Here is a 20,288-nt window from a genome sequence, read left to right on the forward strand (position 1 = left end):
TCGTCCGCCCCATATTTGCTGCGTTGAGCGTCGCGTGCCTTGCGGTGTCCATGGCCGCAGCATCGAACAGCGGCGCGTTCGCGCAGGCCAAGCAGCAGCAGATGGCGCCGCCGGCCAACCAGCCGGCGCAGGCGGCTCCCGCTCCCCAGGATCAGCCGCCCCCGATCAAGCAGATCGCGCTCACCGACAAGCAGATCGACGGAGCGCTCGCCGCGTCCAAGGAAATGGATCCGATCACCGCGAAACTGCCGGAGAACGCCAAGCCGGATCCGAAGATCATCGGCCAGCTCGATGGCATCGCCAAGAAGAACGGCTTTGCGAGCTATGACGACTACAACAACGTCGTCGACAACATCGCGCTGGTGCTCGGCGGCTTCGATCCGCAGACCAAGAAATATGTGGGTCCGGAGGCCGTCCTGAAGGCGCAGATCGCCCAGGTGCAGGCCGACAAGAAGATGCCGGCCAACGACAAGAAGGAAGCGCTCGCCGACCTCAACGAGGCTCTGAAGTCGCTGCCGCCCGCGGTCGAGAACAAAGGCAACATCGACCTGATCACGAAGAACTACGATAAGCTGATGGCAGAGTTCGGCGGCAGTGACGAGAACTGAGCTGTGACTCTAATCGAGATGCAGCCCCGGAGAATTCTCCGGGGCGTCTTTGTTGGGCCGAAACGAAGGCATCGCCGTGGACATTCGCCGCCGCTCCGGGCAAGGCTTGGTGATTTATGTTCGCGTGCGCATTCGCATCATGAAGCTGTCGAACGAGAGCTCGGCGACCTGCATCCAGGCCAGTGATTCGTTGCGATAGCTCGTCAGGCTCGCATACATCTTGCCGAACTGCGGGTTGCTTTTGGCGAGGTCCGCATAGATCTCGTTGGCCGCGTTGTAGCAGCCTTCCAGCACTTCCTGCGGGAACGGCCGCAATTGCGCGCCGGCCACGATCAGGCGTTTCAGCGCCGGCGGATTGACGGCGTCGTACTTGCCCGTCACCCAGGTGAACGTATCTTCCGACGCGGCCTGGATCGCCGCCTGGTAATGCTTCGGCAGCGCGTTCCACTTCTGGGCATTCATCACGTTGTGGCCCTGGCCGGTGCCTTCCCACCAGCCGGGATAGTAATAGAACTTCGCGACCTTCACGAAGCCGAGCTTCTCGTCGTCATACGGCCCGACCCACTCGGCGGCGTCGATGGTGCCTTTTTCCAACGCCGGATAGATGTCGCCGCCCGCGATCTGCTGTGGCACGCCGCCGACCTTGGCGATAATGGTGCCGGCGAAGCCGCCGACGCGGAATTTCAGGCCCTGGAGATCCGCCATCGACTTGATCTCCTTCCGGAACCAGCCGCCCATCTGGGCGCCGGTCGAGCCGGTCGGAATGCCGACGCAATTGTAGTCCTTCAGCAGATCGTTGATGAGTTCGCTGCCGCCGCCCCATTGCAGCCAGGAGATGTGCTGGCGCGTGTTGAGGCCGAACGGCAGCGATGTGCCGAAGGTAAAGGCCGGATTCTTGCCCCAGTAGTAATAGAGCGCGGTGTTGCCCATCTCGACCGTGCCGTTGGAGACGGCATCGAGTACCTGCAGGCCAGGCACGATCTCGCCGGCGGCGAATGACTGGATCTGGAATCGGTTGTCGGTGATCTCGGCGACGCGCTTGCAGAAGAATTCGCAGCCGCCATACAGCGTATCGAGGGCCTTCGGCCAGCTTGCCGTCAGCCGCCACCTGACTTCCGGCATCGATTGCGCGACCGCGGGCGCAGCCACGGCGCTCGCGGCGAGGCCGATGCCGCCTGCCTTCAAGAAATCACGACGCTTCATGCGTTTCCCTCCTGTTTGCCGATATCTCGACAAGGGAACGATCTTGCTGCCGTCTTTCTTCGCCGATCGATCGACGTTGCTGTGGTGAGTGTGACTGGTGGCCCTCGACGGGCTCTTGTTGGCGGATGCCCGCGCGTGCGGTTCCGCGATCAGGATGACCGTTCGTGAAGGGAAATCAAGCGTCCGCGCTCATTGCAGATGCGAACGCCAGTGGAGATTCCGCGATACGAGGAGCAGGACCGAAGCTGCCCGAGGCGCCGCGATCTGCTACGCAAGAGGGGCGAGTGTGATGGGAGTTCAAGGACATGGCCAACAAGAAAGTCGTGGTCGCCGGCGCAACCGGCCTCGTGGGTAGCGCCGCCTTGCGACACTTCGGCGCATCCAGCGATTGTGAGCGCGTCGCGCTGTCGCGCCGCAAGCCGCGCGATCTCCATGGCGCGCGTCACGTGCCGATCGACCTGACGAGTGCGGAGGATTGCCGGCGCGCGGCGGCCGAGCTCAGCGATACGACCCATCTGATCTATGCCGCGCTCTATGAAGCCCCGAACCTGGTCGACGGCTGGCGCGACGCGCAGCAGATCGCGACCAACGACCTGATGCTGCGCAATCTGATGGGCGCGCTCGAACCGGTCGCGCCCGGATTGAAGCACGTCGCACTGCTGCAGGGCACCAAGGCCTATGGCGTCCATGTCCGGCGGCTCACGGTGCCGGCGCGCGAAGGCCGTTCGGAAATGTACGAGCAGCCGAACTTCTATTGGGCGCAGGAGAATTTCCTGCGCGACCTGCAACAGGGCAAGCGCTGGCATTGGAGCATCCTGCGTCCCGTGTTGATCATCGGCGAGGCCATGGGCGGCGCGATGGACCTGATCCCGCCGCTCGGCGTCTATGCCGCCATGCTGCGCGCGGAAGGCAAGCCGCTCGACTATCCCGGTGGCGCGCCGCGCGTGGCGCAAGCGGTCGATGTCGATCTGTTGGCCCGCGCGATCGCCTGGTCGGGCGAGGCCGAGACCGCGCGCAACGAAGCCTTCAACGTCACCAATGGCGACGTCTTCACCTGGGAAAACATCTGGCCGGCGGTCGCGGATGCGCTTGAGATGAGGCCCGGCCGGCACATGCCGCTGTCGCTCGCGCAGGAATATCCGAAATGGATTGCGTCGTGGGACGAGCTGCGCAAGGCGCACGGTCTGATCGCGCCCGGCCTCGAAGAATTCGTCGGCCTGTCGTTCCAGTATGCCGATTACAGCATGCGCTATGGGCAAACCGAGCCCGGCCCGCCCTCGATCGTCTCGACGGTCAAGATCAACCAGGCGGGCTTCACCGAGATGATGGACACCGAAGTGATGTTTCGCAAATGGTTCAAGCTGGCGAAGGCGAGCCGGTTGCTGCCGTAGTCATTATGGTCGGGCCCTCTCAACTCCCTCTCCCCGCTCTTCCGGGGAGAGGGTCGGGGTGAGGGGCTTCTATCCGGCGAGTTTTAAGCAGTGTGCCTCGCCCCTCACCCGGATCGCTGACGCGATCCGACCTCTCCCCGCAAAGCGCGGGGAGAAGTGGCGAAGCACTCTCAATTAGAGCAAGCGGCAGGGAGCATCAGCGTGAAAACGCCGCTTCCATCGCCTTGCGCGTCTTGATCGTGTCGTTGCTCTCGTCGACCTCGACATCGCTCCAGCGCACCACCGCGCCATGGGCGATGTCGTTCTTCAGCTTGACACGATGCGCGAGCCCGATCGGCAGCGCGCCGGCGGCGAGGCTGGCGGATGCCGGCATCAGCTTTCCCCACACCGTGTAGCCGCCTTCGCCGTCGAGCATCTCGCCGGCGCGCAGATTGCGTTTCGCCACTGCCGCGACATCGCCGCGGAAGCCGCGCGGCTGCCCGGTCGGCTCGTTGCGCAGCGCGGCCGACAGGATGGAGATGTTAAGTTCGAGCCCGATCAGGTGATAGGGCTTGTACATCGCGGCAAAGCGGCCCGATGCGTCGGTCTTGAGGCCGTACTGCTTGAAGCAGTCGGCGGCATAATCGTTCGGCGCTTCCAGCACCACATAGACGCCCCAGCGAAGGTCGCGGAACACCGGGCGGCCGTCGCGCTCCAGCGACGACACCACCTCCACGATGCCGGATTTCTCCAGCACGCCGCCCGCCTCGCGCGGCCTCATCACATGCGGCAGGTCGTCGACCCCGCACGGCGGAAACAGCAATCCGTCCGACGGCACGTCGAGGGTGCAGGCGTTGGCGATCGCCGCCATCTCGATCGCGGATTTGGTGCCATCGAGGAAGGAGTTGAACATCTGCGGATTCATGCCGGCGGATTGTGCCTCGCCGGCCGTGAGACCGTAATGCTGCCATACGCCCTCCGGCGTCACGTCGTGATAGGCGGGCAGGTACTTCGTGCCCTTGCCAGCGGCGACGACGCGGAAGCCCGTCGCGCGCGCCCAATCGACCATCTCCGCCGTCAGCGCCGGCTGGTCGCCATAGGCGAGCGAGTAGACCACGCCGGCTTTCCGCGCTTCGTCGGCCAGCAGCGGTCCCGCCAGCACGTCGGCCTCGACATTGACCATCACGACATGCTTGCCGGCGGCGATCGCCGCGCGGGCATGGCGGATGCCGACCGCAGGATTGCCGGTCGCTTCCACCACCACGTCGAATGCGCCGCCTGCGATCGGCCGCGCGCCGTCGTCGGTGAAAGTCGTCGCCTTGATCCGCTCGTCATCCCAGCCAACCGTGCGGCACGCCTCGCGCGCGCGATCACGGTCGAGATCGACGATCACGGGCACCTCGAGCCCCGGCGTATGCGGCACCTGCGACAGGAACATCGAGCCGAATTTTCCGGCGCCGATGAGAGCGACGCGAACGGGCTTTCCGGCTGCGGCGCGGGTTTTGAGGAGGTGATGCAGGTTCATGATATGGATCCGCGAAATGTCGTGAGCTGCAGCATCGCTGCCTAGCTTCTGTCATGGCCGGGCTTGGCCCGGCCATCCACGTCTTCTGCTGCAGCGATCGTGTCAAGACTTGGATGCCCGGCACAAGGCCGGGCATGACGAGGTGTGCGTGATTGTTACTCCGCCGCCTGCCGCGGCGCACGTGCCAACCGCAGCAGCGCGTCGTCGTCCACGGTCTTGATCGGCGTGAAATCGCGGTGCGCGATGTAGTCCGGCCGCGTCGGGGTGCGGATGTAGTTCGAGACCGCATTCAGCGTCAGGTAGACGATCTTGCGCGGGTAGGGCGTGATATTGCCGCTCGACCCGTGCACCAGATTGCCGTGGAACATCAGCATGCCGCCGGGCTTGCCGGTCGGCGCGACGATGCCGCCCTGCTTCACCAGCCGCGTGACGGTCTCCTCATCCAGCGTCCACAGCGGATAGGACGTGGTCTCGAGATCGTGCGAGGCCTTGAGGTCGCCGGCGGTCTGGCTCTTCGGCACTAGCATCAGGGGACCGTTGATCGGCATCACCTCGTCGAGGAAGATCGCGATGTTCATCGCCCGCGGCTCGGGCATGCCGTCGTCGCGCTTCCAGGTGCCGTAGTCCTGGTGCCATTGCCAGACGTCGCCGGTGAAGGCCGCCTTCGCGTTGATCTTGAACTGATGCATGTAGACCTTCTCGCCGAAGATCTGCTCGATCGGTTCGATCATGCGCGGATGCGCGCCGAGAGCCCCGAACGCCTCGTTGTAGAGATGCGCGGCAAATGCGGTGCGCGGTGCGCCGCTCTTCTCGCGCCACACCTCGGGGCGGTTGGCGTCATAGATCGAGACCGCCTCGCGCGCGAGGAAATCGACCTCCTCCTGGCTGAACAGCTCGGGCAGGAACAGCCAGCCCTCGCGATGGAAAAATTCGACCTGTTCCGGGGTCAGTTTCATGGTGCTTTCCTCCTGTTGTTATTCTCTCTCCCCTCATGGTGAGGAGCGCATCTTCGCGCGTCTCGAATCATGAGGCCTCGCTGGCTCATCCTTCGAGACGCGGCTGCGCCGCTCCTCAGGATGAGGACGGCCGCGAGCTACGCCGCCACGTCGATTGCCCTCAGTTTCTCTTCCGTCATCCGTCCAGCCGTCTGCGCATGCGCGAGCGCGGCGGCCTCGGCGGCTGCAGCGTTGCCGGAGAAAATCTGCGCGGCGATGGCCTCGTGCTCGGCCCAGGCGCTGTCGCGATAATCGAGCTCGGCGAGCACGGTGGCCATAGAGCGGCGCATATGCGGCCATTGCGGCGCGATCATTTCCTCGATCGCGGAATTGCCGGCGAGGCGATAGATCGCGCTGTGGAAGTCGACGTCGAGGGCAATCAGACGCGACAGCGGCGTGTCGCCGTCGATCGCGTGCCCGGCCTCGAGCGCCGTCGCGAGCTGTGTTCGTCCCGCCGCGTCCTCCTTCACGCGCGTAGCCGCGAGCCGCGCTGCCAGCGCGTCGATCGCGCCGCGGACTTCATAGAGCTGGCGGATGCGCAGCGGATCGAGCTGCGTCACCTCGAAGCCGCGCCTGCCGCTTTCCGCGACGAGGCCTTGCCGGTGCAACAGATGCAACGCGTGCGAGACCGGCTGGCGCGAGACGCCGAGCTTCTCGGCGAGTTCGTTCTGGGTGATGCGTTGGCCGGGCAGCAGCGTGCGATCGATGATCGCCTCCAATATCCGCGCATAGACCTGGTCGATCAGGTTCGGAAGCGGGTCCAACGGGATCATGCCGGCCATCCATAATGGAATACGGAATTCCGTATTCGAAATTGAGGGTACGGTGCTGGCCACGAATGGTCAAGACTTGGTTTTCCGATTTATCTAAGCGATTGAAAAATATGATCTCTGTTCTGGCTTGGCGTGGCCAGGCGACGCCGCTTGCGGCAAGCGACCTCGCCCCGGCTCAGCCACATCAGGCTCGATCGAACACCTCGACATCGAACGTCTCGATCTCCCCGGCTTCGGCCACCGCGTCGATCGCTGCGATCCTGTCGTCCGCGATCGTGATCCGCAGCACGATGCGCAATTGGCCGCCGAGGATGACGGCCGCGCCGATCTCGCCATCGACGAGCGCGGGTCTTGCCGCCTGTGCGCGACCCTTGAAGGCTTCGGCGACGGCTACAGCGCCACGAATTTCCGGAAGCGAGCCGAGGCGCTGCGCGGCCTGATCGGCGCGCACCACCACATCAGGATCAAGCACCGCAAGCAGCCCCTCGAAATCGCCGTTGCGGGATGCCGCGAGAAACGCCTCGACGATTCCACGCTGGCGGCTGAGGTCGACGTCCAGCGCGTGCGGCGTGCCTCGCACGCGGCGCCGCGCGCGGCTGGCAAGCTGCCGCGCGGCGGCCGGTGTGCGGCCGACGATCGGCGCGATCTCCTCGAACGGCACCGCGAACATGTCGTGCAGCACGAAAGCGAGCCGTTCGGCCGGCGCCAGCGTTTCGAGCACCACCAGCAGTGCGGCGCCGACGGAATCCGCCATTTCGGCCTCCCGTTCGCTGTCGTTGTCGGCGACCGGCTCCGGCACCTGCGGGCCCATCGGCTCCTCGCGGCGCGATTTGCGCGACCTCAGCATGTCCAGGCAGATGCGGGAGATCACGGTGGTCAGGAAGCCGCTGAGATTGTCGACGGTCGCGGCGTCGGTGCGGCTCAGCCGCAGCCAGGTTTCCTGCACGGCGTCGTCAACCTCGGCGGTCGAGCCCAGCATGCGATAGGCCACGGCCCGCAAGCGGGGCCGGCTGGCCTCGAACTGCTCGGCCAGAAATTTCTTATCGTCCATCGGTCACATTCCCTTTGTCCGCTCCGTCATGGCCATGACGGAGCAAATCCGGCCGACGTGACAACAGATCGGCACCGCCGCGTCAAAACATGCAAAGCAGGAGACTGACACCATGCAAGCCCGTATGAACCACCCGGTCATGGTCATTCCCGAGGCCATGAAGGCGATCCAGGCGCTCAACGAGAGCACCAAGCAGGGTCTGCCGGAACGGTTGCTCGAACTGGTCCATTTGCGCGCCAGCCAGATCAACGGCTGCAGCGTCTGCGTCGACATGCATCCGAAGCTTGCCAAGCGCGCCGGCGAGACCGATGAGCGGCTGTTCGCCGTTGCGGCGTGGCGCGACACGCCCTATTTCACCGAAGCCGAGCGCGCCGCGCTGGCGCTCACGGAAGCGCTGACCCGGCTCAGCGACCGCGAGGATCCGGTGCCGGACGCGATCTGGAACGAGGCCGACAAGCATTTCGACGAACGTCAGCTTGCAGCACTCGTTCTCGCGATCGCTGCGATCAATGTCTGGAACCGGCTCAACGTCGCCGTGCGCCAACCCGTCGGCGTATGGAAGGTGTGAGATCTCCCGCCGCGCAGATGGTGCACCCTCTCCCCTTGTAAGGCAGGGCAATCGCATATGACATCGCCGGGCTCCGGGGTGACGTTTCCACATCGTCATGCCCGGGCCTGTCCTGGACAAGCCCGGGCATGACGAGTTTGTGGGTAGACCAACCAAACCACAGGCATCGAACGCGCGGCATAACCGGCATATGCGATTCCCCTACCTTGTAAGGGGAGAGGTGCATCTCCTACGTGACCAGACCTTCTTAGCCCGCCAGAAACTCCAGCACGATCTCGCAATAACGCCGCGGGGCCTGCTCGAACATCGGATGCGTGGTGCCCGGGATCATCTCGACACGCGCGCCGTTCACATTGGCGGCGAGGGCGCGCAGCACCTTCGGCAGCACGCCCTTGGTGTTCGCGCCGCCGATGAAGAGCGTCGGCGTCCTGATCGCCTCCGCATCCGCCTTCGAGAAGGGCGGGCGCTTGTCACGGGTCTGGCCGATCAGCGTCATCGCGTTGTCGAGCAGCAATTGCTTCGGCGCGGCGGGCAGCCGCCGCCAGGCGCCGGGGCCCTCGAGCGCGTCGATGAAGATCTGCATGCCGCTATCGATGTCGCCCTTCGCAATCAGGTCGGCGGAAGCCGCGATCCGCGCCGCCAGCGGCGAGGGACCGGGCTGGAAGCCGGGATCGAGCGTGCCGTCAAGCTCGCCGCCGGGCTCGGCGAGGATCAGCTTGCGCAGCAGGTCTGGCCGCCGCTGCGCGACGCGGAACGAGATGTGGCCGCCGCGGGAGTGACCCATCAGGTCGACCGGCCTGGTGTCGAACGTCTCGATGAAGGCGATCACGTCGTCGACGTGCTGGGCGATCGAATAGGTGTCGCCAACGCCGTCCCATTGCGCCGGGAAAAAGTGCCGCAGGCTGACCGCGATCACGCGATGCTTGCGCGTCAGCGGCCCCAGCACGGCCGACCAGATGCGGAAATCGCACAGCGAGCCGTGCACGCAGACCAGCGGCGGGCCCGCGCCGATATCGAGATAGGGCATGTCGAAACCGTTGACGTGGAGGCTTTGCATGGGGGCTCGCAGACTGGGTGATGTTGTTGATTCCAGGCAAGTTCCCACAGGATTCGGGTGGATAGCAACATTCTCCAAGCCTAGATTCCGGCCCAACATCAGGTTCAGGAGCATGAGCCAAGAGATATCTAAAGAAACATCTGGAGCGAGCCATGACCGGCCAGAATTTTGCGATTTTCGAGACCCCGATCGGCGCCTGCGGCGTGGTCTGGGGCGAGCACGGCATCACCGGCGTGCAACTGCCGATGGGCAATGAAGAGAAGACCCGCAAACGCATCTTCCAGCGCAGCGGTGACGTTACCGAAGCGGCCCCGCCGGCCGAGGTGCAGCACGCGATTGACGGCATGGTCGAGCTATTGACTGGCAAGCCGAACGATCTCGCCGACATCGCGCTCGATCTTGACGGCGTGCCGGAGTTCAACCGCGGCGTTTACGACATCGCGCGCAAGATCCCGCCGGGCAAGACCATGACCTATGGCGAGATCGCCAAGCAGCTCGGCGGCGTCGAACTGTCACGCGACGTCGGCCAGGCGCTCGGCCGCAACCCGTGCCCGATCGTCGTGCCCTGTCACCGCGTGCTGGCGGCCGGCAACAAGCCCGGCGGCTTCTCCGCCAATGGCGGCGTGGTCACCAAGCTGAAGATGCTCGAGATCGAAGGCGCGATCGTGAACCACACGCCGAGCCTGTTCGATTGAGCTGGCGGTCCGTCCGCTCCCTCTCCCCGTTCTTCGCGGGGCGAGGTGAAGCGAGCAGACGGCTACGTCATCTCGCACACGAACCCGTTGCCCATCCGCTTGATCCTGCCGGCCGACGGCGAGGGGAAATGCGCGGGGCAGCACAGCGTGTCGGTGTCGCAATAGCGCTCCAGGAAGCTTCGCCGCGTCTTCGCGGACTGTGTTTGGTCGACATCGAACTTTGCCGACAGCTCCGGATAATGCGTCTGGATCGGCGAATGCATCAGGTCGCCTGAAAACACCGCGTCGTCCTTGCCGCGGCCGAAGGTGAAGGCGATATGGCCCGGCGTGTGGCCGGGCGTCGGCAGGATGCGGGTGTGATCGCCGATCGCGAAGTCATTGCGGACGATCTCGGCCCTGTTGGCTTCGACCACCGGCAGCACGCTGTCGACGAACGGCGCGACCTCGGTCTTTGCGTTGGTTTCGGTCCAGTAGTCGAACTCGATCTTGTCGAACACGTAGCGCGCGTTCGGGAAGGTCGGCACCCAGCGGCCGTTTTCCAGCCGCGTGTTCCAGCCGACGTGGTCGACATGCAGATGCGTGCACATCACGTAATCGATGTCGCCGACCGAAAAGCCGGCTGCGGCAAGCGCGCGCAAATAGCTGTCGTCGGTCTTCATGTTCCAGGTCGGCCGTCCCGGCCGCGGCTTGTCATTGCCGATGCAGCTGTCAATCAGGATGGTGTGGTGCGGCGTCTTCACGACATAGGACTGGAACGCCAGGATCAGCGTGTCGCTGTCGTCGAGCGCGCCCGCGGCCTTCATCCAGGCGCGGTTCTCCGCGAGCACCTCCGGCGTCAGCCCGGGCAGCATGTCGAGCGCGGGCAGGAACGTGGTCTCCTGCTCGACGATGCGATGGATGGTGAGATCGCCGACGGTGAATTTCAGGCTCATGGTGATTTTCCTTGAGAAGATCAGCGCGCGTCGCGCACGGCGGGAATGATGATGTTGGCGACGATGTCCATCGCCGCAAGGCCCTGCTGCGGCCTGCTGTGCAGGGTTGCGTGCCGTGCAGGGTGACGTAGTCATCATCACAAGATCGAGGTCGCGAATGGCGGCGCGCTGGTCGTGCCGAAAGCTGCGATGCAGCTCACGTTCGTGCAAGCAGCCAGCGCGCGCCCGGTCCGCCCCCGACAAGCTGCAGACGATGTACGAGAGCAGGGCCGCACAGAGAAGAGGGATCAGGGGGGAGCGATCGCGCATGCGCATCTTCCCCATGACCCCTGGTGTTACGCCGGCGGCGGCGCCGAGATCTTCACCGACGGCCGTTCCTGCATTTTCTGGTAGAATGCGTCGAGTTTGGGATAGGCCTTGCGCCAGCCGCAATCGGCGAAGCGGAAGTCGGCGTAGCCGAGCACGCAAACCAGTCCGATCTGTGCGATGTCGAACGGTCCGTTCAGTACCTCGGGCCGGCTCTCGAACCGCGCCATGCCGGTCCACGCCCGATTCCAGTGATCGTCGTACCAGGCCGGCCATGCCGAGCCCTGCGGCCGCACCATCTTCTCGTAGCGGCACAGCAGCATGGAATCGAGCATCCCGTTGATCAGCGAATGATCGGTTTTCACCTTCCAGCGCCGCGGGCCGTAGCCCGGGATCAGCCGGCCGCTGCCGAGCTCGTTGAGATATTCGACGATGACGTAGGAATCCAGGATCACATCGCCATGGTCCAGGATCAGCACCGGCAACTTCTTCAGCGGAGTGATCTTCGAATATTCGTCATTGGCCTGGCCGGGCGCGACAGTGGCCGGGACCAGCTCGATCTTGTCGATCAGGCCGAGCTCGATCGCGGCGATGCGTACCTTGCGGGCGAAAGGGGAGGCTGGAGAGAAGGTGAGTTTCATGGAGGCCTCGCTGGAGCTATCGGACTGGAGCTGTCATTGCGAGGAGCGAAGCGACGAAGCAATCCAGGCTTCCGCATGTATGGAGGGATGGATTGCTTCGCTTCGCTCGCAATGACGGTAGCGCTGGCCGGATCTCATGCCGCGACGATTTCCTGGCGTTGCTCGCCGAGGCCTTCGATGCCGAGGGTCACGACGTCGCCGACATTGAGGAAGGTCGGCGGCTTCATGCCGCTGCCGACGCCGGGCGGGGTGCCGGTGGTGATGATGTCGCCGGGCAGCAGCGTCAGGAATTGCGAGAGATAGGAGACGCACTTCGCGATCGAGAAGATCATGGTCTTGGTCGAGCCGGTCTGGCGGCGCTGGCCGTTGACGTCGAGCCACATCGAGAGGTTCTGCACGTCGGGCACTTCATCCTTGGTCAGCACCCACGGGCCGAGCGGGCCGAACGTGTCGTGCGACTTGCCGCGGGTCCACTGACCCGGGCGATCGATCTGGAAGTTGCGCTCGGAGACGTCGTTGCAGATGCAGTAGCCCGCGACGTGGTTCAACGCGTCGGCTTCCGAGACGTACTTGGCGCGGGTGCCGATGATGGCGGCGATCTCGACTTCCCAGTCGAGCTTGGTCGAGCCGCGCGGCTTTTCGACCGGATCGTTCGGCCCCGACAGCGCGGTGTTGGCCTTCAGGAAGAAGATCGGCTCCGACGGGATCGGGTTGCCGGTCTCCTTGGCGTGATCGGTATAGTTCAGCCCGATCGCGACGAATTTGGAGATGCCGGTGACGGGCGCGCCGAGGCGCGGCTTGCCGGAAACGGCGGGCAGGGAGGCGGAATCGAGGCCAGCGAGCTTCCTCAGCGACTCCGGCGCATAGGCCTCGCCGGTGAGGTCCTTCAGATGGGCCGAGAGGTCGCGGAGCTGGCCGGATTTGTCGATCAGACCGGGCTTTTCCGCACCCTTTTCGCCATAACGAACAAGCTTCATGTTGATCACTCCCTACGGGGTCTTGAGGATTGTTGCTGGTATACCTCGGCACGCTTCATGGAACAGCACGCGGGGAAATTCAACCGCCGAAAGCGCAGGGTAGGGTGGTAAAGGCGCCATCGCGCCGGGGCCGTCGGCTTGCGCAGATGGTGTGCACACCGGCGGCTTGCCCACCGTACGGTTCACGTCAGCGCAATGAACCTGAAGGCGTCACCATCGCGCTTCATGTGGCCGGCGTTGAAATGTCCGCCGATCACCAGCGTCGGCGTGTCGGCAAAGCGCGAGAACAGTTGGCGCCGCGTCGCGGCCGACTGCTTCTGGTCGGAGTCCGCCGTCGACGACCAGTCCAGATGGTACATCTGGCACGGATGATGGGCGACGTCGCCGGTCAGCAGTCCTTCCTGTCCGCCGGACCTGATGTGGATGCTCATATGACCGGGACTGTGGCCTGGCGTCGGGATCAGCGTGATCTCGTCGGTCAGCCGGTGGTCGCTCGGCACAAGCTCGGCCTTGCCGGCGTCGGAGATCGGTTTCACCGAATCGGCGAACACGGCGGCATGCGCGGGATCGTTGCTGTGGTCGCGCCAATGGTCGAACTCGGTCTTGCCGAACACGTAACGTGCATTGGCGAAGGTCGGCACCCACTTGCCGTCGACGAGCCTGGTGTTCCAGCCGACATGGTCGACATGCAGATGCGTGCATAGCACGGTGTCGATACTCTCGGGTGCGAATCCCGCCTCCGTCAGCTTCTCCAGGAACGGATCCGTGCGGTTGTTCCAGGTCGGCACGTTGCGGCCCTGCTTGTCGTTGCCCAGGCCGGTGTCGACGATGATGCGATGCTCTGGCGTCTCCACCAGCAGCGAGTGGATCGACATCTTCAGCCGGCCGTCCTCGTTGGCGAAATGCGGGATCAGCCAGGGCAGGCGCTGGATCTCCTCCCGGCCAGCGAGTGGCAGGATGAAGCGCGTGCTGCCGACGGTCTCGAGCTCGACGACCTTGGTGATCCTGACCTTGCCCACGGTCCAGTGCATGCTGCGTGTCCTCTGTTTCTTGTTGCTCTGTCGCCAACATGCGGGTTTCCGCGCCGCGGTGCAATGGATCAAGTCGGCGCCTTCAGCGTTACCGCCTCGTGGGAAGAAGGAGTGCGCGAATGCCGGAACTCACTATCTCTCCCGAAAAGGTCGGCTTTCTGATCGAGAAGGCGCGGGAATTCGACGTCAAGGAGGCGGCGGTCGATCCGGACTCCGGCTCGAACAGCGCTGACGACGACATGATCGACGTATTGGAGGATGACGGCACGGACCCGGTGATGCGCGAGATCGCCGGTTTCATCGACGCGCTGAGCGAGGACGAGCAGGTCGATCTCATTGCCCTGATGCGACTTGGTCGCGGCGACGGCTCGATCGAGGAATGGACAGAGCTCAGGCGCGAAGCCGCGCGCGGGCACAGGGGGCACAATACCGCGAGCTACCTGCTGGGTGAGCCTATGCTGGGTGATCTGCTTGCCGAAGGTCTCGACGAACTCGGGCTCCTGCCGGGCGACGAAGGCCCCACGCCGATACATTAAGCCCCGCGCTTCGGCGCATCACCTTGCGCAGTCGACGATCACCGTGCCGATCTTGTCGTCCTTCTCGACGGCGAGATGGGCCTGGGCCGTCTCGGCCAGGGCGAACTGCCCGGCGATATTATGCACGCGGGGAGCGGCTGCGAGCCATTTGGTGATGTCCGCCTGGGCGGCTGCGAGCAGCGTCGGCGGTAGCGCGAACAGCACCAGCGAACGCACCGTGATGCATTTCTCCATCAACTCGCGCACTGGCACCGTGGGCGTGCGGTTGCCGTTGGTGGCGTAGACCGCGATCGTCGAGTTGAACGCCATGATCTTCAGCGTGGTCGCAAGATTGCCGCCGAAATCGACGTCGATCACGCGGTCGACGCCGCGGTTCGCGGTGAACGCCATGACTTTCGCGATGACATCCTCGGTGCGGTAGTTCACCACCATGTCGGCGCCGGCGAGCCGTGCTTCCATGTCCTTGACCTGCGAGCTCACGGTCGCGATCACCCGCGCGCCGCCCCATTTTGCCAGTTGCACGGCATAGTGGCCGACCGCGCCGGCGCCGCCGGTGACAAGCACCGTCCGTCCGGTGATCGGCCCGTCCGCGAACAGCGCGCACCACGCGGTCATGCAGGGGATGCCGAGCGTCGCACCAGCGGCAAAGGACACGTCATCGGCAAGCGGCGTCACCAGATGGTCGGCGATCGTGATGTACTCGGCCGCGGTGCCGAAGGCGCGGCCGTTGCGCTGGCCGTTGAACAGCCAGACGCGATCGCCGACGGCAAAGCGCGTCACACCTGCGCCGATCTGGTCGATGACGCCCGCGCCATCGCTGTTCGGGATTATCAGCGGAAATTCCATCTGCCGATAATTGCCGCTGCGGCGGCCGACATCGGCGGGATTGACGCCGGAGGCTTCCAGGCTGACGCGGACCTCGCCGGGGCCCGCATCAGGCGTCGGCATCTCGCCGACGGTGAGCACCGTCGGCGCCGCGCCGGTCCGTTCGTACCAGACCGCTCTCATCTAGCGCCCCTTTCCGAAGTTCGTGAACGTGACCAGCGACCTCTTGCGCGAACTTCGGAAAGCAAGAGGGCGCTAGCAAGACTCATGAGTCTCTAATGCCGCTTTACCGATTTGAAGTTTCCAATCGGCCTCGCCGCATACAGTGCAGGAACTTCAAATCGGCGGCATTAGAGAGTGCCCGGGAAGGCGCCGCCGTCGAGCAGGATGTTCTGCCCGGTGATGAAGCCCGCCTTGGCGCCGCACAGGAAGGCGCAGGCGTAACCGAACTCGTCGGGATGACCGAAGCGGCCGGCTGGATTGAGCTTGGCGCGATCGGCCAGAACCTGCTCGATCGGAATGCCGCGCTTCTCGGCCTCGGGCTTGGCGGTGCCGCGGAGCCGGTCGGTCTCGAACGGGCCCGGCAACAGGCCGTTGATGGTGACGTTGTTGATCACGGTCTTGCGCGACAGGCCGGCGACGAAGCCGGTGAGGCCGGCGCGCGCGCCGTTGGAGAGGCCGAGAATCTCGATCGGCGCCTTCACCGCAGCGGAGGTGATGTTGACGATGCGGCCGAACTTGCGTGCCATCATGCCGTCGACGGTCGCCTTGATCAGCTCGATCGGGGTGAGCATGTTGGCGTCGATCGCCTTGATCCAGTCGTTGCGGGTCCAGTTGCGGAAGTCGCCGGGCGGCGGGCCGCCGGCATTGTTGATCAGGATGTCCGGATCGGGGCAGGCCTTCAGCACGGCCTCGCGTCCCGCCGGCGTCGTGATGTCGCCGACGATCTCGGTGACGGTGACGTCGGGGTGCGCCTTGCGGATCTCGTCGGCGGTCTGCTTCAGCGCCTCGGCGCCGCGCGCCGTCAGCGTGACATGGACGCCCTCATTGGCGAGCGCGATCGCGCAGGCGCGGCCCAGTCCCTTGCTCGATGCGCAGACGATGGCGCGGCGGCCTTTGATTCCAAGATCCACGGTTTCGCTCCCTGTGATGTCGGGTCGGTTTGTAAAAGGTTCGAGGGCAGCATTCTAGCCAAGCTCGGCGCCGCCGATAAGGTATGTGCAATGCATAAGTGCATGCCGGACAGGAACAGGCTAAGTGCGCCGTTCGCGCCGCAACCGCTCGATTGTCATGGTGATCTCCGGTGGCAACGAGCGGAAGCCGGTTTGCCCGGCAGCCGAAAACAGCGGCCGCAATCGCGATCCGTTGAGGAATTGCGGCTGCTTGGCTAAAGGCACCAGTTGATCGAAGACCAGGACGAGGGTGGTCACGACGAGCCCGGCCCTGACCGCGCCAAGCAGCGCGCCGCCGAGGCGATCGGCGATCCCGATCTCCGATCCGACCGCGTCGTCGAGCATGGTTCGCGCCAGCTTTCCGAGCACGACGCCGGTCACGAGAAAGAGCGCGAACAACAATACCCCGTTGGGAGGAAAGGGCGACGCCGGCAGGTTCGCGATGCCAGGTCCGACGATCGACAGCACGGCCACCGCGATCGGCATTGCGACCAGATAGGCGAGGATCGTGATCGCACTGCGCAACAGGCCGGTGCTGAATCCGGTCACGATCGCGAACAGCAACCCGAGGGCGACGACAGCATCGAAACTGTTCATGGACGGGATTTCCCCACCCCATTTGTACCGCGGTCCCTTGGTCAATGAATCAGGATTACAATCGGCACAATTGTAGCTATCAATCGGCCGCTCTGATCCAGGAACCAGTCGATGTCCGACCTATTCGATGTCAGTAAAGAAATCATCCTCGTCACCGGCGCCTCACAGGGGCTGGGGCGGCAGTTCGCCCGCGTGCTGGCGGCGCATGGTGCCGCGGTCGTGCTCGCGGCGCGGCAGACCGCGAAGCTGAAAAGCCTCGAGGACGAGATCAAGGCAAAGGGCGGTCGTGCGGCCGCCGTGCAGATGGACGTCACGGACATTTCCGCCATCGCGAAAGCGCTCGATGCCGCGGAAGCGGCGCTCGGTCCGATCACGGTCCTGATCAACAATGCCGGCATCGCGATCGAGAAGCTGTCGACCGAGCAGACCGAGGCGGACTGGGACGCGGTGATCAATTCCAATCTGAAGGGCGCCTTCTTCCTCGCCACCGAATTGGCGCGCCGCATGATGGCGCGCAAGCAGGCGGGCAACATCGTCAACATCGCTTCCGTGCTCGGCCAGGGCGTGTTGAAGGCCGTCTCGCCTTACGCGATCTCCAAGGCCGGCATGATCCAGGGCACCAAGGCGATGGCGCTGGAGCTCGCCGGCAACAACATCCGCGTCAACGCGCTGGCTCCGGGCTATATCGACACCGAGATGAACCACGATTTCTGGTCGACGCCATCGGGCGAGCGACTGACCAAGCGGATCCCGCAGCGCCGGGTCGGCGCGGAATCCGATCTCGATGGTGCGATCATGCTGCTCGCATCGAATGCCTCGCGCTACATGACCGGCACCGTGGTGACCGTCGATGGCGGGTTCCTGCTGAATTGACCCGCGCGTCATTGCAATCCTCAAGCTTCGCATCAGTTCGTAGCCCGGATGGAGCGAAGCGAAATCCGGGGAGTGTAGGCGCGAAGGTCCCGGATTACGCTTCGCTCCATCCGGGCTACGATTTCTTCGTGCCGCTTGCGATCGTTACCCCGCCCGCATCTCAGCTCTGATCATGTCGGCGGCCTTCTCGCCGATCATGATGGTCGGTGCGTTGGTGTTGCCGCCGATCAGGGGTGGCATGATCGACGCGTCGACCACGCGCAAGCCATCCAGGCGCTAACGCATCGCCCCGGAGCGACAGCACTACGACAACAGCCGCATCAGTCTCTCCAGCCGCGCGATCTTGGCCCCATAGGGCGGATAGAGGTCCGCCAGCCGGTTCAGCCGCGAGCGGTAGAATACCGGCTTCAGCTTGGTCAGCGTCTCGAATCCCCATTCGCCGTGATAGGCGCCGCTGCCGGATGCGCCGACGCCGCCCATCGGCTGATAGGCCTGCGCGATGTGGAACAGGCAGTCGTTGATGGTCACCCCGCCCGACACCGTGCGCGCCAGCACCTCGTCGCGGGCGGCATTGTCGGTGCCGAACCAGTACAGCGCGAGCGGGCGGTCGTGCTTGTTGACGTAGGCGATAGGTTCAGCGGCGTCGCGATACCCCATCACGGGCAGCAGCGGTCCGAAGATTTCCTCCTGCATCACGGCCATCTCGGGCGTCGCATCGACGATGACCGTCGGCGGGAATTTGCGCTTGCGCTTCCATTCGGGATCGTTGGGCGCGGCCGGCTGCATGATGTTGGCGCCCTTCGCCGCGGCGTCGGCCAAGAGGTGCTCAAGCCTTGCGTAATGCCGGTCCGAGATGATCGATGTGTAGTCCGGGTTGGCGGGGTTCGTGCCGTACATGTGCTGCATGTGGCCCTGCAGCCGCATCGCGAAGGGCTGCACGGAAGCTTCCGGCACCAGCGCATAGTCGGGCGCGATGCAGGTCTGGCCGGCGTTGAGCAGCTTGCCATAGGCGATGCGCCGGGCGGCCTCATCGATATCAGCGGAGCCGTCGATGATCGCGGGCGACTTGCCGCCGAGCTCGAGCGTCACCGGCGTTAGATTACGGCCGGCGGCTTCGGCGATCAGCCGGCCGACGCGGGTCGAGCCGGTGAAGATCAGATGATCGAACGGCAGCGCGGCAAAGGCTCTGGCGACCTCGTCATCGATATCGGTCACCGCGAGTTCGGTGGTGTCGAATTTCTTCTCGATCGCCTCCATCAACAGCTCGGCGAAGCGCGGCACCAGCTCGCTCGGCTTGATGATCGCGCTGTTGCCAGCGGAGATCGCGGCGACCGCGGGCGCCAGCGTCAGCTGCAGCGGATAATTCCAGGGCGCGATGATACCGACCACGCCGAGCGGCTGCGGGATCAATCGGTTCTTCGCGGGAGCAAATTGCAGCGTGGTCGGGATCTTTCGCGGCGCCATCCAGCGCTTCAAGTGCGTGGCCGCGTGCTTGATCTCGCCAAGCACCAGCATGGTCTCGGCGATCACGGTCTCGACGGTGGAGCGGTGGCCGAAATCGGCCGAAATCGCCGCCTCGAATCGCGCCTCGTTCTCGGTGACCGCGGCCCGCAGGCGGCGGAGCCGGTCGAGCCGCGCCTGCAAGCTCGGTGCTGGCTCGTTCCGCGACATCTCGACCTGGCGGTGGAAGGTCTCTTCGAGCGCGTGAAGCCCGGGACTCTTCAATGACCGCTCCATGGCGTTTCCCCTCAGATGACGTTTCCATGACGGCTTTGTTTGGCGCCAAGCTCCGCTTTTGCGCGGTTTCTGGCAAGGGCCGGTTCCCCGCGGCAATTTTGCCAGGAAAACCGGTGATTTCGACGTCACAAAATCCTCAAAAACCGTCTCGCGGGGCTTTCCAAACCGGGGCGACGTTGATACATACGCCCCGCACCCGCTGGCTTCGGCCCGGGTCGCCTTCTCAGGAAGCCCCCGGACGGATCGATCGGCGCCGTATCAAGCGTTGGCCGGCCGCCTCGGGCTCCCCTTCTGCAAGGCATGCAACGGTTTAACGCGGGGTGGAGCAGCCCGGTAGCTCGTCAGGCTCATAACCTGAAGGTCATAGGTTCAAATCCTATCCCCGCAACCATCGCCCCCTGCGACTCGACGGCCCCGGTAACGGTGTCGGAGAGTCGCAGGATCGCGGCGAGTTGGCCGTCGATCTCGATCCCCACCGGCTCGCCCGGCCCGCGCGGATGGATCGTCACTTTCTCGACAATCTCACGGATGCCGGCGAAGGCGGCCTGCCGCGCTTCCTCGCCCGAATCCGCCAGCCATTTCTTGAGCGACCTGATTTTGAGCCGGTAGGCGTTGGCCGCGTTGGGATGAAACTCGACGGGATCGGCGCCGACGGCCGCGCGCTCGCGCTCGATCTCGTCGCGCTCGGCCTCAAGGGCCGCGAGGCGGTCTTGCACCGCGCGGGCCGGGGTGCCTGAAACGATCGCATCGACGAGCCGGCCGATCGAGGTGTTAACCGTCGAGAGGCGTTTCTCGATCGCCCGGATTTTGCCGGCG

General features: G+C 64.6%; 21 protein-coding genes, 1 tRNA gene and 1 pseudogene (1 of these 23 only partly in view). 8 read left to right on the plus strand and 15 right to left on the minus strand.

Annotation, left to right across the window (positions count from 1 at the left end; genetic code table 11):
- On the plus strand, positions 1 to 608 hold the 3' portion of the coding sequence (locus MTX23_RS04240; protein ID WP_280975381.1) for a hypothetical protein. The gene continues 10 nt to the left of window position 1, outside the view; the window shows 608 of its 618 coding nt (coding positions 11-618); the start codon falls outside the window, past its left edge; it ends in the stop codon at positions 606 to 608.
- 114 nt (positions 609 to 722) lie between these two features.
- Here the strand turns inward: MTX23_RS04240 and dctP are convergent, their stop codons facing one another.
- Complete coding sequence (gene dctP / locus MTX23_RS04245) at positions 723 to 1,811, minus strand: TRAP transporter substrate-binding protein DctP (protein ID WP_280975382.1); 1,089 nt, start codon at positions 1,809 to 1,811, stop codon at positions 723 to 725.
- Between the two features lie 305 nt (positions 1,812 to 2,116).
- Between dctP and MTX23_RS04250 the strand changes: the two genes are divergently transcribed.
- Complete coding sequence (locus tag MTX23_RS04250; protein WP_280975383.1) at positions 2,117 to 3,202, plus strand: NAD-dependent epimerase/dehydratase family protein; 1,086 nt, start codon at positions 2,117 to 2,119, stop codon at positions 3,200 to 3,202.
- 196 nt (positions 3,203 to 3,398) lie between these two features.
- On the opposite strand, the gene MTX23_RS04255 is transcribed toward MTX23_RS04250, so the two are convergent.
- The 4 genes from MTX23_RS04255 to MTX23_RS04270 form a co-directional block, all read right to left on the minus strand.
- The gene (locus tag MTX23_RS04255; protein WP_280975384.1) at positions 3,399 to 4,706 is read right to left on the minus strand and encodes a Gfo/Idh/MocA family oxidoreductase; all 1,308 of its coding nucleotides are present in this window, start codon (positions 4,704 to 4,706) and stop codon (positions 3,399 to 3,401) included.
- A 155-nt stretch (positions 4,707 to 4,861) separates the two neighbouring features.
- Positions 4,862 to 5,662, minus strand: coding sequence for a phytanoyl-CoA dioxygenase family protein (locus MTX23_RS04260; protein WP_280975385.1), 801 nt, complete (start codon positions 5,660 to 5,662; stop codon positions 4,862 to 4,864).
- Between the two features lie 137 nt (positions 5,663 to 5,799).
- Complete coding sequence (locus MTX23_RS04265; protein WP_280975386.1) at positions 5,800 to 6,474, minus strand: GntR family transcriptional regulator; 675 nt, start codon at positions 6,472 to 6,474, stop codon at positions 5,800 to 5,802.
- 184 nt (positions 6,475 to 6,658) lie between these two features.
- Positions 6,659 to 7,525: a sigma-70 family RNA polymerase sigma factor gene (locus tag MTX23_RS04270; protein WP_280975387.1), complete on the minus strand. Its 867-nt coding sequence runs from the start codon at positions 7,523 to 7,525 to the stop codon at positions 6,659 to 6,661.
- 112 nt (positions 7,526 to 7,637) lie between these two features.
- On the opposite strand from MTX23_RS04270, the gene MTX23_RS04275 reads away from it, so the two are divergent.
- Positions 7,638 to 8,093, plus strand: a complete 456-nt coding sequence (locus MTX23_RS04275) for a carboxymuconolactone decarboxylase family protein (RefSeq protein WP_280975388.1) — start codon at positions 7,638 to 7,640, stop codon at positions 8,091 to 8,093.
- Between the two features lie 247 nt (positions 8,094 to 8,340).
- Here the strand turns inward: MTX23_RS04275 and MTX23_RS04280 are convergent, their stop codons facing one another.
- Positions 8,341 to 9,150, minus strand: coding sequence for an alpha/beta hydrolase (locus MTX23_RS04280; RefSeq protein WP_280975389.1), 810 nt, complete (start codon positions 9,148 to 9,150; stop codon positions 8,341 to 8,343).
- 152 nt (positions 9,151 to 9,302) lie between these two features.
- Here MTX23_RS04280 and MTX23_RS04285 point away from each other — a divergent pair, with 152 nt between their 5' ends.
- Positions 9,303 to 9,845, plus strand: coding sequence for a methylated-DNA--[protein]-cysteine S-methyltransferase (locus MTX23_RS04285; RefSeq protein WP_280975390.1), 543 nt, complete (start codon positions 9,303 to 9,305; stop codon positions 9,843 to 9,845).
- Positions 9,846 to 9,907: 62 nt separating this feature from the next.
- Here the strand turns inward: MTX23_RS04285 and MTX23_RS04290 are convergent, their stop codons facing one another.
- From MTX23_RS04290 to MTX23_RS04305, 4 genes are all read right to left on the minus strand, one after another.
- A complete protein-coding gene (locus MTX23_RS04290; RefSeq protein WP_280975391.1) occupies positions 9,908 to 10,777 on the minus strand; it encodes an MBL fold metallo-hydrolase in 870 nt (289 codons plus the stop codon).
- Positions 10,778 to 11,112: 335 nt separating this feature from the next.
- The gene (locus MTX23_RS04295) at positions 11,113 to 11,724 is read right to left on the minus strand and encodes a glutathione S-transferase family protein (RefSeq protein WP_280975392.1); all 612 of its coding nucleotides are present in this window, start codon (positions 11,722 to 11,724) and stop codon (positions 11,113 to 11,115) included.
- A 134-nt stretch (positions 11,725 to 11,858) separates the two neighbouring features.
- Positions 11,859 to 12,701 (minus strand): fumarylacetoacetate hydrolase family protein, encoded by an 843-nt coding sequence (locus MTX23_RS04300; protein WP_280975393.1) that lies wholly within the window; start codon positions 12,699 to 12,701, stop codon positions 11,859 to 11,861.
- A gap of 182 nt (positions 12,702 to 12,883) precedes the next feature.
- Positions 12,884 to 13,732, minus strand: a complete 849-nt coding sequence (locus MTX23_RS04305; protein ID WP_280975394.1) for an MBL fold metallo-hydrolase — start codon at positions 13,730 to 13,732, stop codon at positions 12,884 to 12,886.
- 119 nt (positions 13,733 to 13,851) lie between these two features.
- On the opposite strand from MTX23_RS04305, the gene MTX23_RS04310 reads away from it, so the two are divergent.
- Positions 13,852 to 14,268, plus strand: coding sequence for a DUF3775 domain-containing protein (locus MTX23_RS04310; RefSeq protein ID WP_280975395.1), 417 nt, complete (start codon positions 13,852 to 13,854; stop codon positions 14,266 to 14,268).
- Positions 14,269 to 14,286: 18 nt separating this feature from the next.
- Here the strand turns inward: MTX23_RS04310 and MTX23_RS04315 are convergent, their stop codons facing one another.
- The 3 genes from MTX23_RS04315 to MTX23_RS04325 form a co-directional block, all read right to left on the minus strand.
- Entirely contained in the window at positions 14,287 to 15,276 is a 990-nt protein-coding gene (locus MTX23_RS04315; RefSeq protein WP_280975396.1) for an NADPH:quinone reductase, read from the minus strand.
- Between the two features lie 167 nt (positions 15,277 to 15,443).
- Positions 15,444 to 16,226 (minus strand): SDR family oxidoreductase, encoded by a 783-nt coding sequence (locus MTX23_RS04320; RefSeq protein WP_280975397.1) that lies wholly within the window; start codon positions 16,224 to 16,226, stop codon positions 15,444 to 15,446.
- 120 nt (positions 16,227 to 16,346) lie between these two features.
- A complete protein-coding gene (locus tag MTX23_RS04325; RefSeq protein ID WP_280975398.1) occupies positions 16,347 to 16,862 on the minus strand; it encodes a CvpA family protein in 516 nt (171 codons plus the stop codon).
- 111 nt (positions 16,863 to 16,973) lie between these two features.
- On the opposite strand from MTX23_RS04325, the gene MTX23_RS04330 reads away from it, so the two are divergent.
- Positions 16,974 to 17,735, plus strand: coding sequence for an SDR family NAD(P)-dependent oxidoreductase (locus tag MTX23_RS04330; protein WP_280975399.1), 762 nt, complete (start codon positions 16,974 to 16,976; stop codon positions 17,733 to 17,735).
- Between the two features lie 144 nt (positions 17,736 to 17,879).
- Here MTX23_RS04330 and MTX23_RS04335 read toward each other — a convergent pair.
- Both MTX23_RS04335 and MTX23_RS04340 read right to left on the minus strand, forming a co-directional pair.
- Positions 17,880 to 18,008, minus strand: a pseudogene (locus tag MTX23_RS04335) (GMC oxidoreductase); the annotation flags it as partial.
- 30 nt (positions 18,009 to 18,038) lie between these two features.
- On the minus strand, positions 18,039 to 19,472 hold the full coding sequence (locus MTX23_RS04340) for a coniferyl aldehyde dehydrogenase (protein WP_280975400.1): 1,434 nt from the start codon (positions 19,470 to 19,472) through the stop codon (positions 18,039 to 18,041).
- 314 nt (positions 19,473 to 19,786) lie between these two features.
- Between MTX23_RS04340 and MTX23_RS04345 the strand changes: the two genes are divergently transcribed.
- Positions 19,787 to 19,863, plus strand: a tRNA-Met gene (locus MTX23_RS04345).
- Positions 19,864 to 19,924: 61 nt separating this feature from the next.
- A complete protein-coding gene (locus MTX23_RS04350) occupies positions 19,925 to 20,209 on the plus strand; it encodes a hypothetical protein (RefSeq protein ID WP_280975401.1) in 285 nt (94 codons plus the stop codon).
- The last annotated feature ends 79 nt before the right edge of the window (positions 20,210 to 20,288 follow it).

It is taken from the genome of Bradyrhizobium sp. ISRA436, assembly GCF_029910015.1.
Taxonomy (GTDB): domain Bacteria; phylum Pseudomonadota; class Alphaproteobacteria; order Rhizobiales; family Xanthobacteraceae; genus Bradyrhizobium.

Coding starts and splice junctions, on each gene's coding strand:
- MTX23_RS04305 (WP_280975394.1), bottom strand. CDS start 13,732: ATGCACTGGACCGTGGGCAAGGTCAGGATCACCAAGGTCGTCGAGCTC.
- MTX23_RS04300 (WP_280975393.1), bottom strand. CDS start 12,701: ATGAAGCTTGTTCGTTATGGCGAAAAGGGTGCGGAAAAGCCCGGTCTG.
- MTX23_RS04290 (WP_280975391.1), bottom strand. CDS start 10,777: ATGAGCCTGAAATTCACCGTCGGCGATCTCACCATCCATCGCATCGTC.
- MTX23_RS04330 (WP_280975399.1), top strand. CDS start 16,974: ATGTCCGACCTATTCGATGTCAGTAAAGAAATCATCCTCGTCACCGGC.
- MTX23_RS04250 (WP_280975383.1), top strand. CDS start 2,117: ATGGCCAACAAGAAAGTCGTGGTCGCCGGCGCAACCGGCCTCGTGGGT.
- MTX23_RS04270 (WP_280975387.1), bottom strand. CDS start 7,525: ATGGACGATAAGAAATTTCTGGCCGAGCAGTTCGAGGCCAGCCGGCCC.
- MTX23_RS04285 (WP_280975390.1), top strand. CDS start 9,303: ATGACCGGCCAGAATTTTGCGATTTTCGAGACCCCGATCGGCGCCTGC.
- MTX23_RS04260 (WP_280975385.1), bottom strand. CDS start 5,662: ATGAAACTGACCCCGGAACAGGTCGAATTTTTCCATCGCGAGGGCTGG.
- MTX23_RS04340 (WP_280975400.1), bottom strand. CDS start 19,472: ATGGAGCGGTCATTGAAGAGTCCCGGGCTTCACGCGCTCGAAGAGACC.
- MTX23_RS04265 (WP_280975386.1), bottom strand. CDS start 6,474: ATGATCCCGTTGGACCCGCTTCCGAACCTGATCGACCAGGTCTATGCG.
- MTX23_RS04275 (WP_280975388.1), top strand. CDS start 7,638: ATGCAAGCCCGTATGAACCACCCGGTCATGGTCATTCCCGAGGCCATG.
- dctP (WP_280975382.1), bottom strand. CDS start 1,811: ATGAAGCGTCGTGATTTCTTGAAGGCAGGCGGCATCGGCCTCGCCGCG.
- MTX23_RS04315 (WP_280975396.1), bottom strand. CDS start 15,276: ATGAGAGCGGTCTGGTACGAACGGACCGGCGCGGCGCCGACGGTGCTC.
- MTX23_RS04255 (WP_280975384.1), bottom strand. CDS start 4,706: ATGAACCTGCATCACCTCCTCAAAACCCGCGCCGCAGCCGGAAAGCCC.
- MTX23_RS04295 (WP_280975392.1), bottom strand. CDS start 11,724: ATGAAACTCACCTTCTCTCCAGCCTCCCCTTTCGCCCGCAAGGTACGC.
- MTX23_RS04325 (WP_280975398.1), bottom strand. CDS start 16,862: ATGAACAGTTTCGATGCTGTCGTCGCCCTCGGGTTGCTGTTCGCGATC.
- MTX23_RS04280 (WP_280975389.1), bottom strand. CDS start 9,150: ATGCAAAGCCTCCACGTCAACGGTTTCGACATGCCCTATCTCGATATC.
- MTX23_RS04310 (WP_280975395.1), top strand. CDS start 13,852: ATGCCGGAACTCACTATCTCTCCCGAAAAGGTCGGCTTTCTGATCGAG.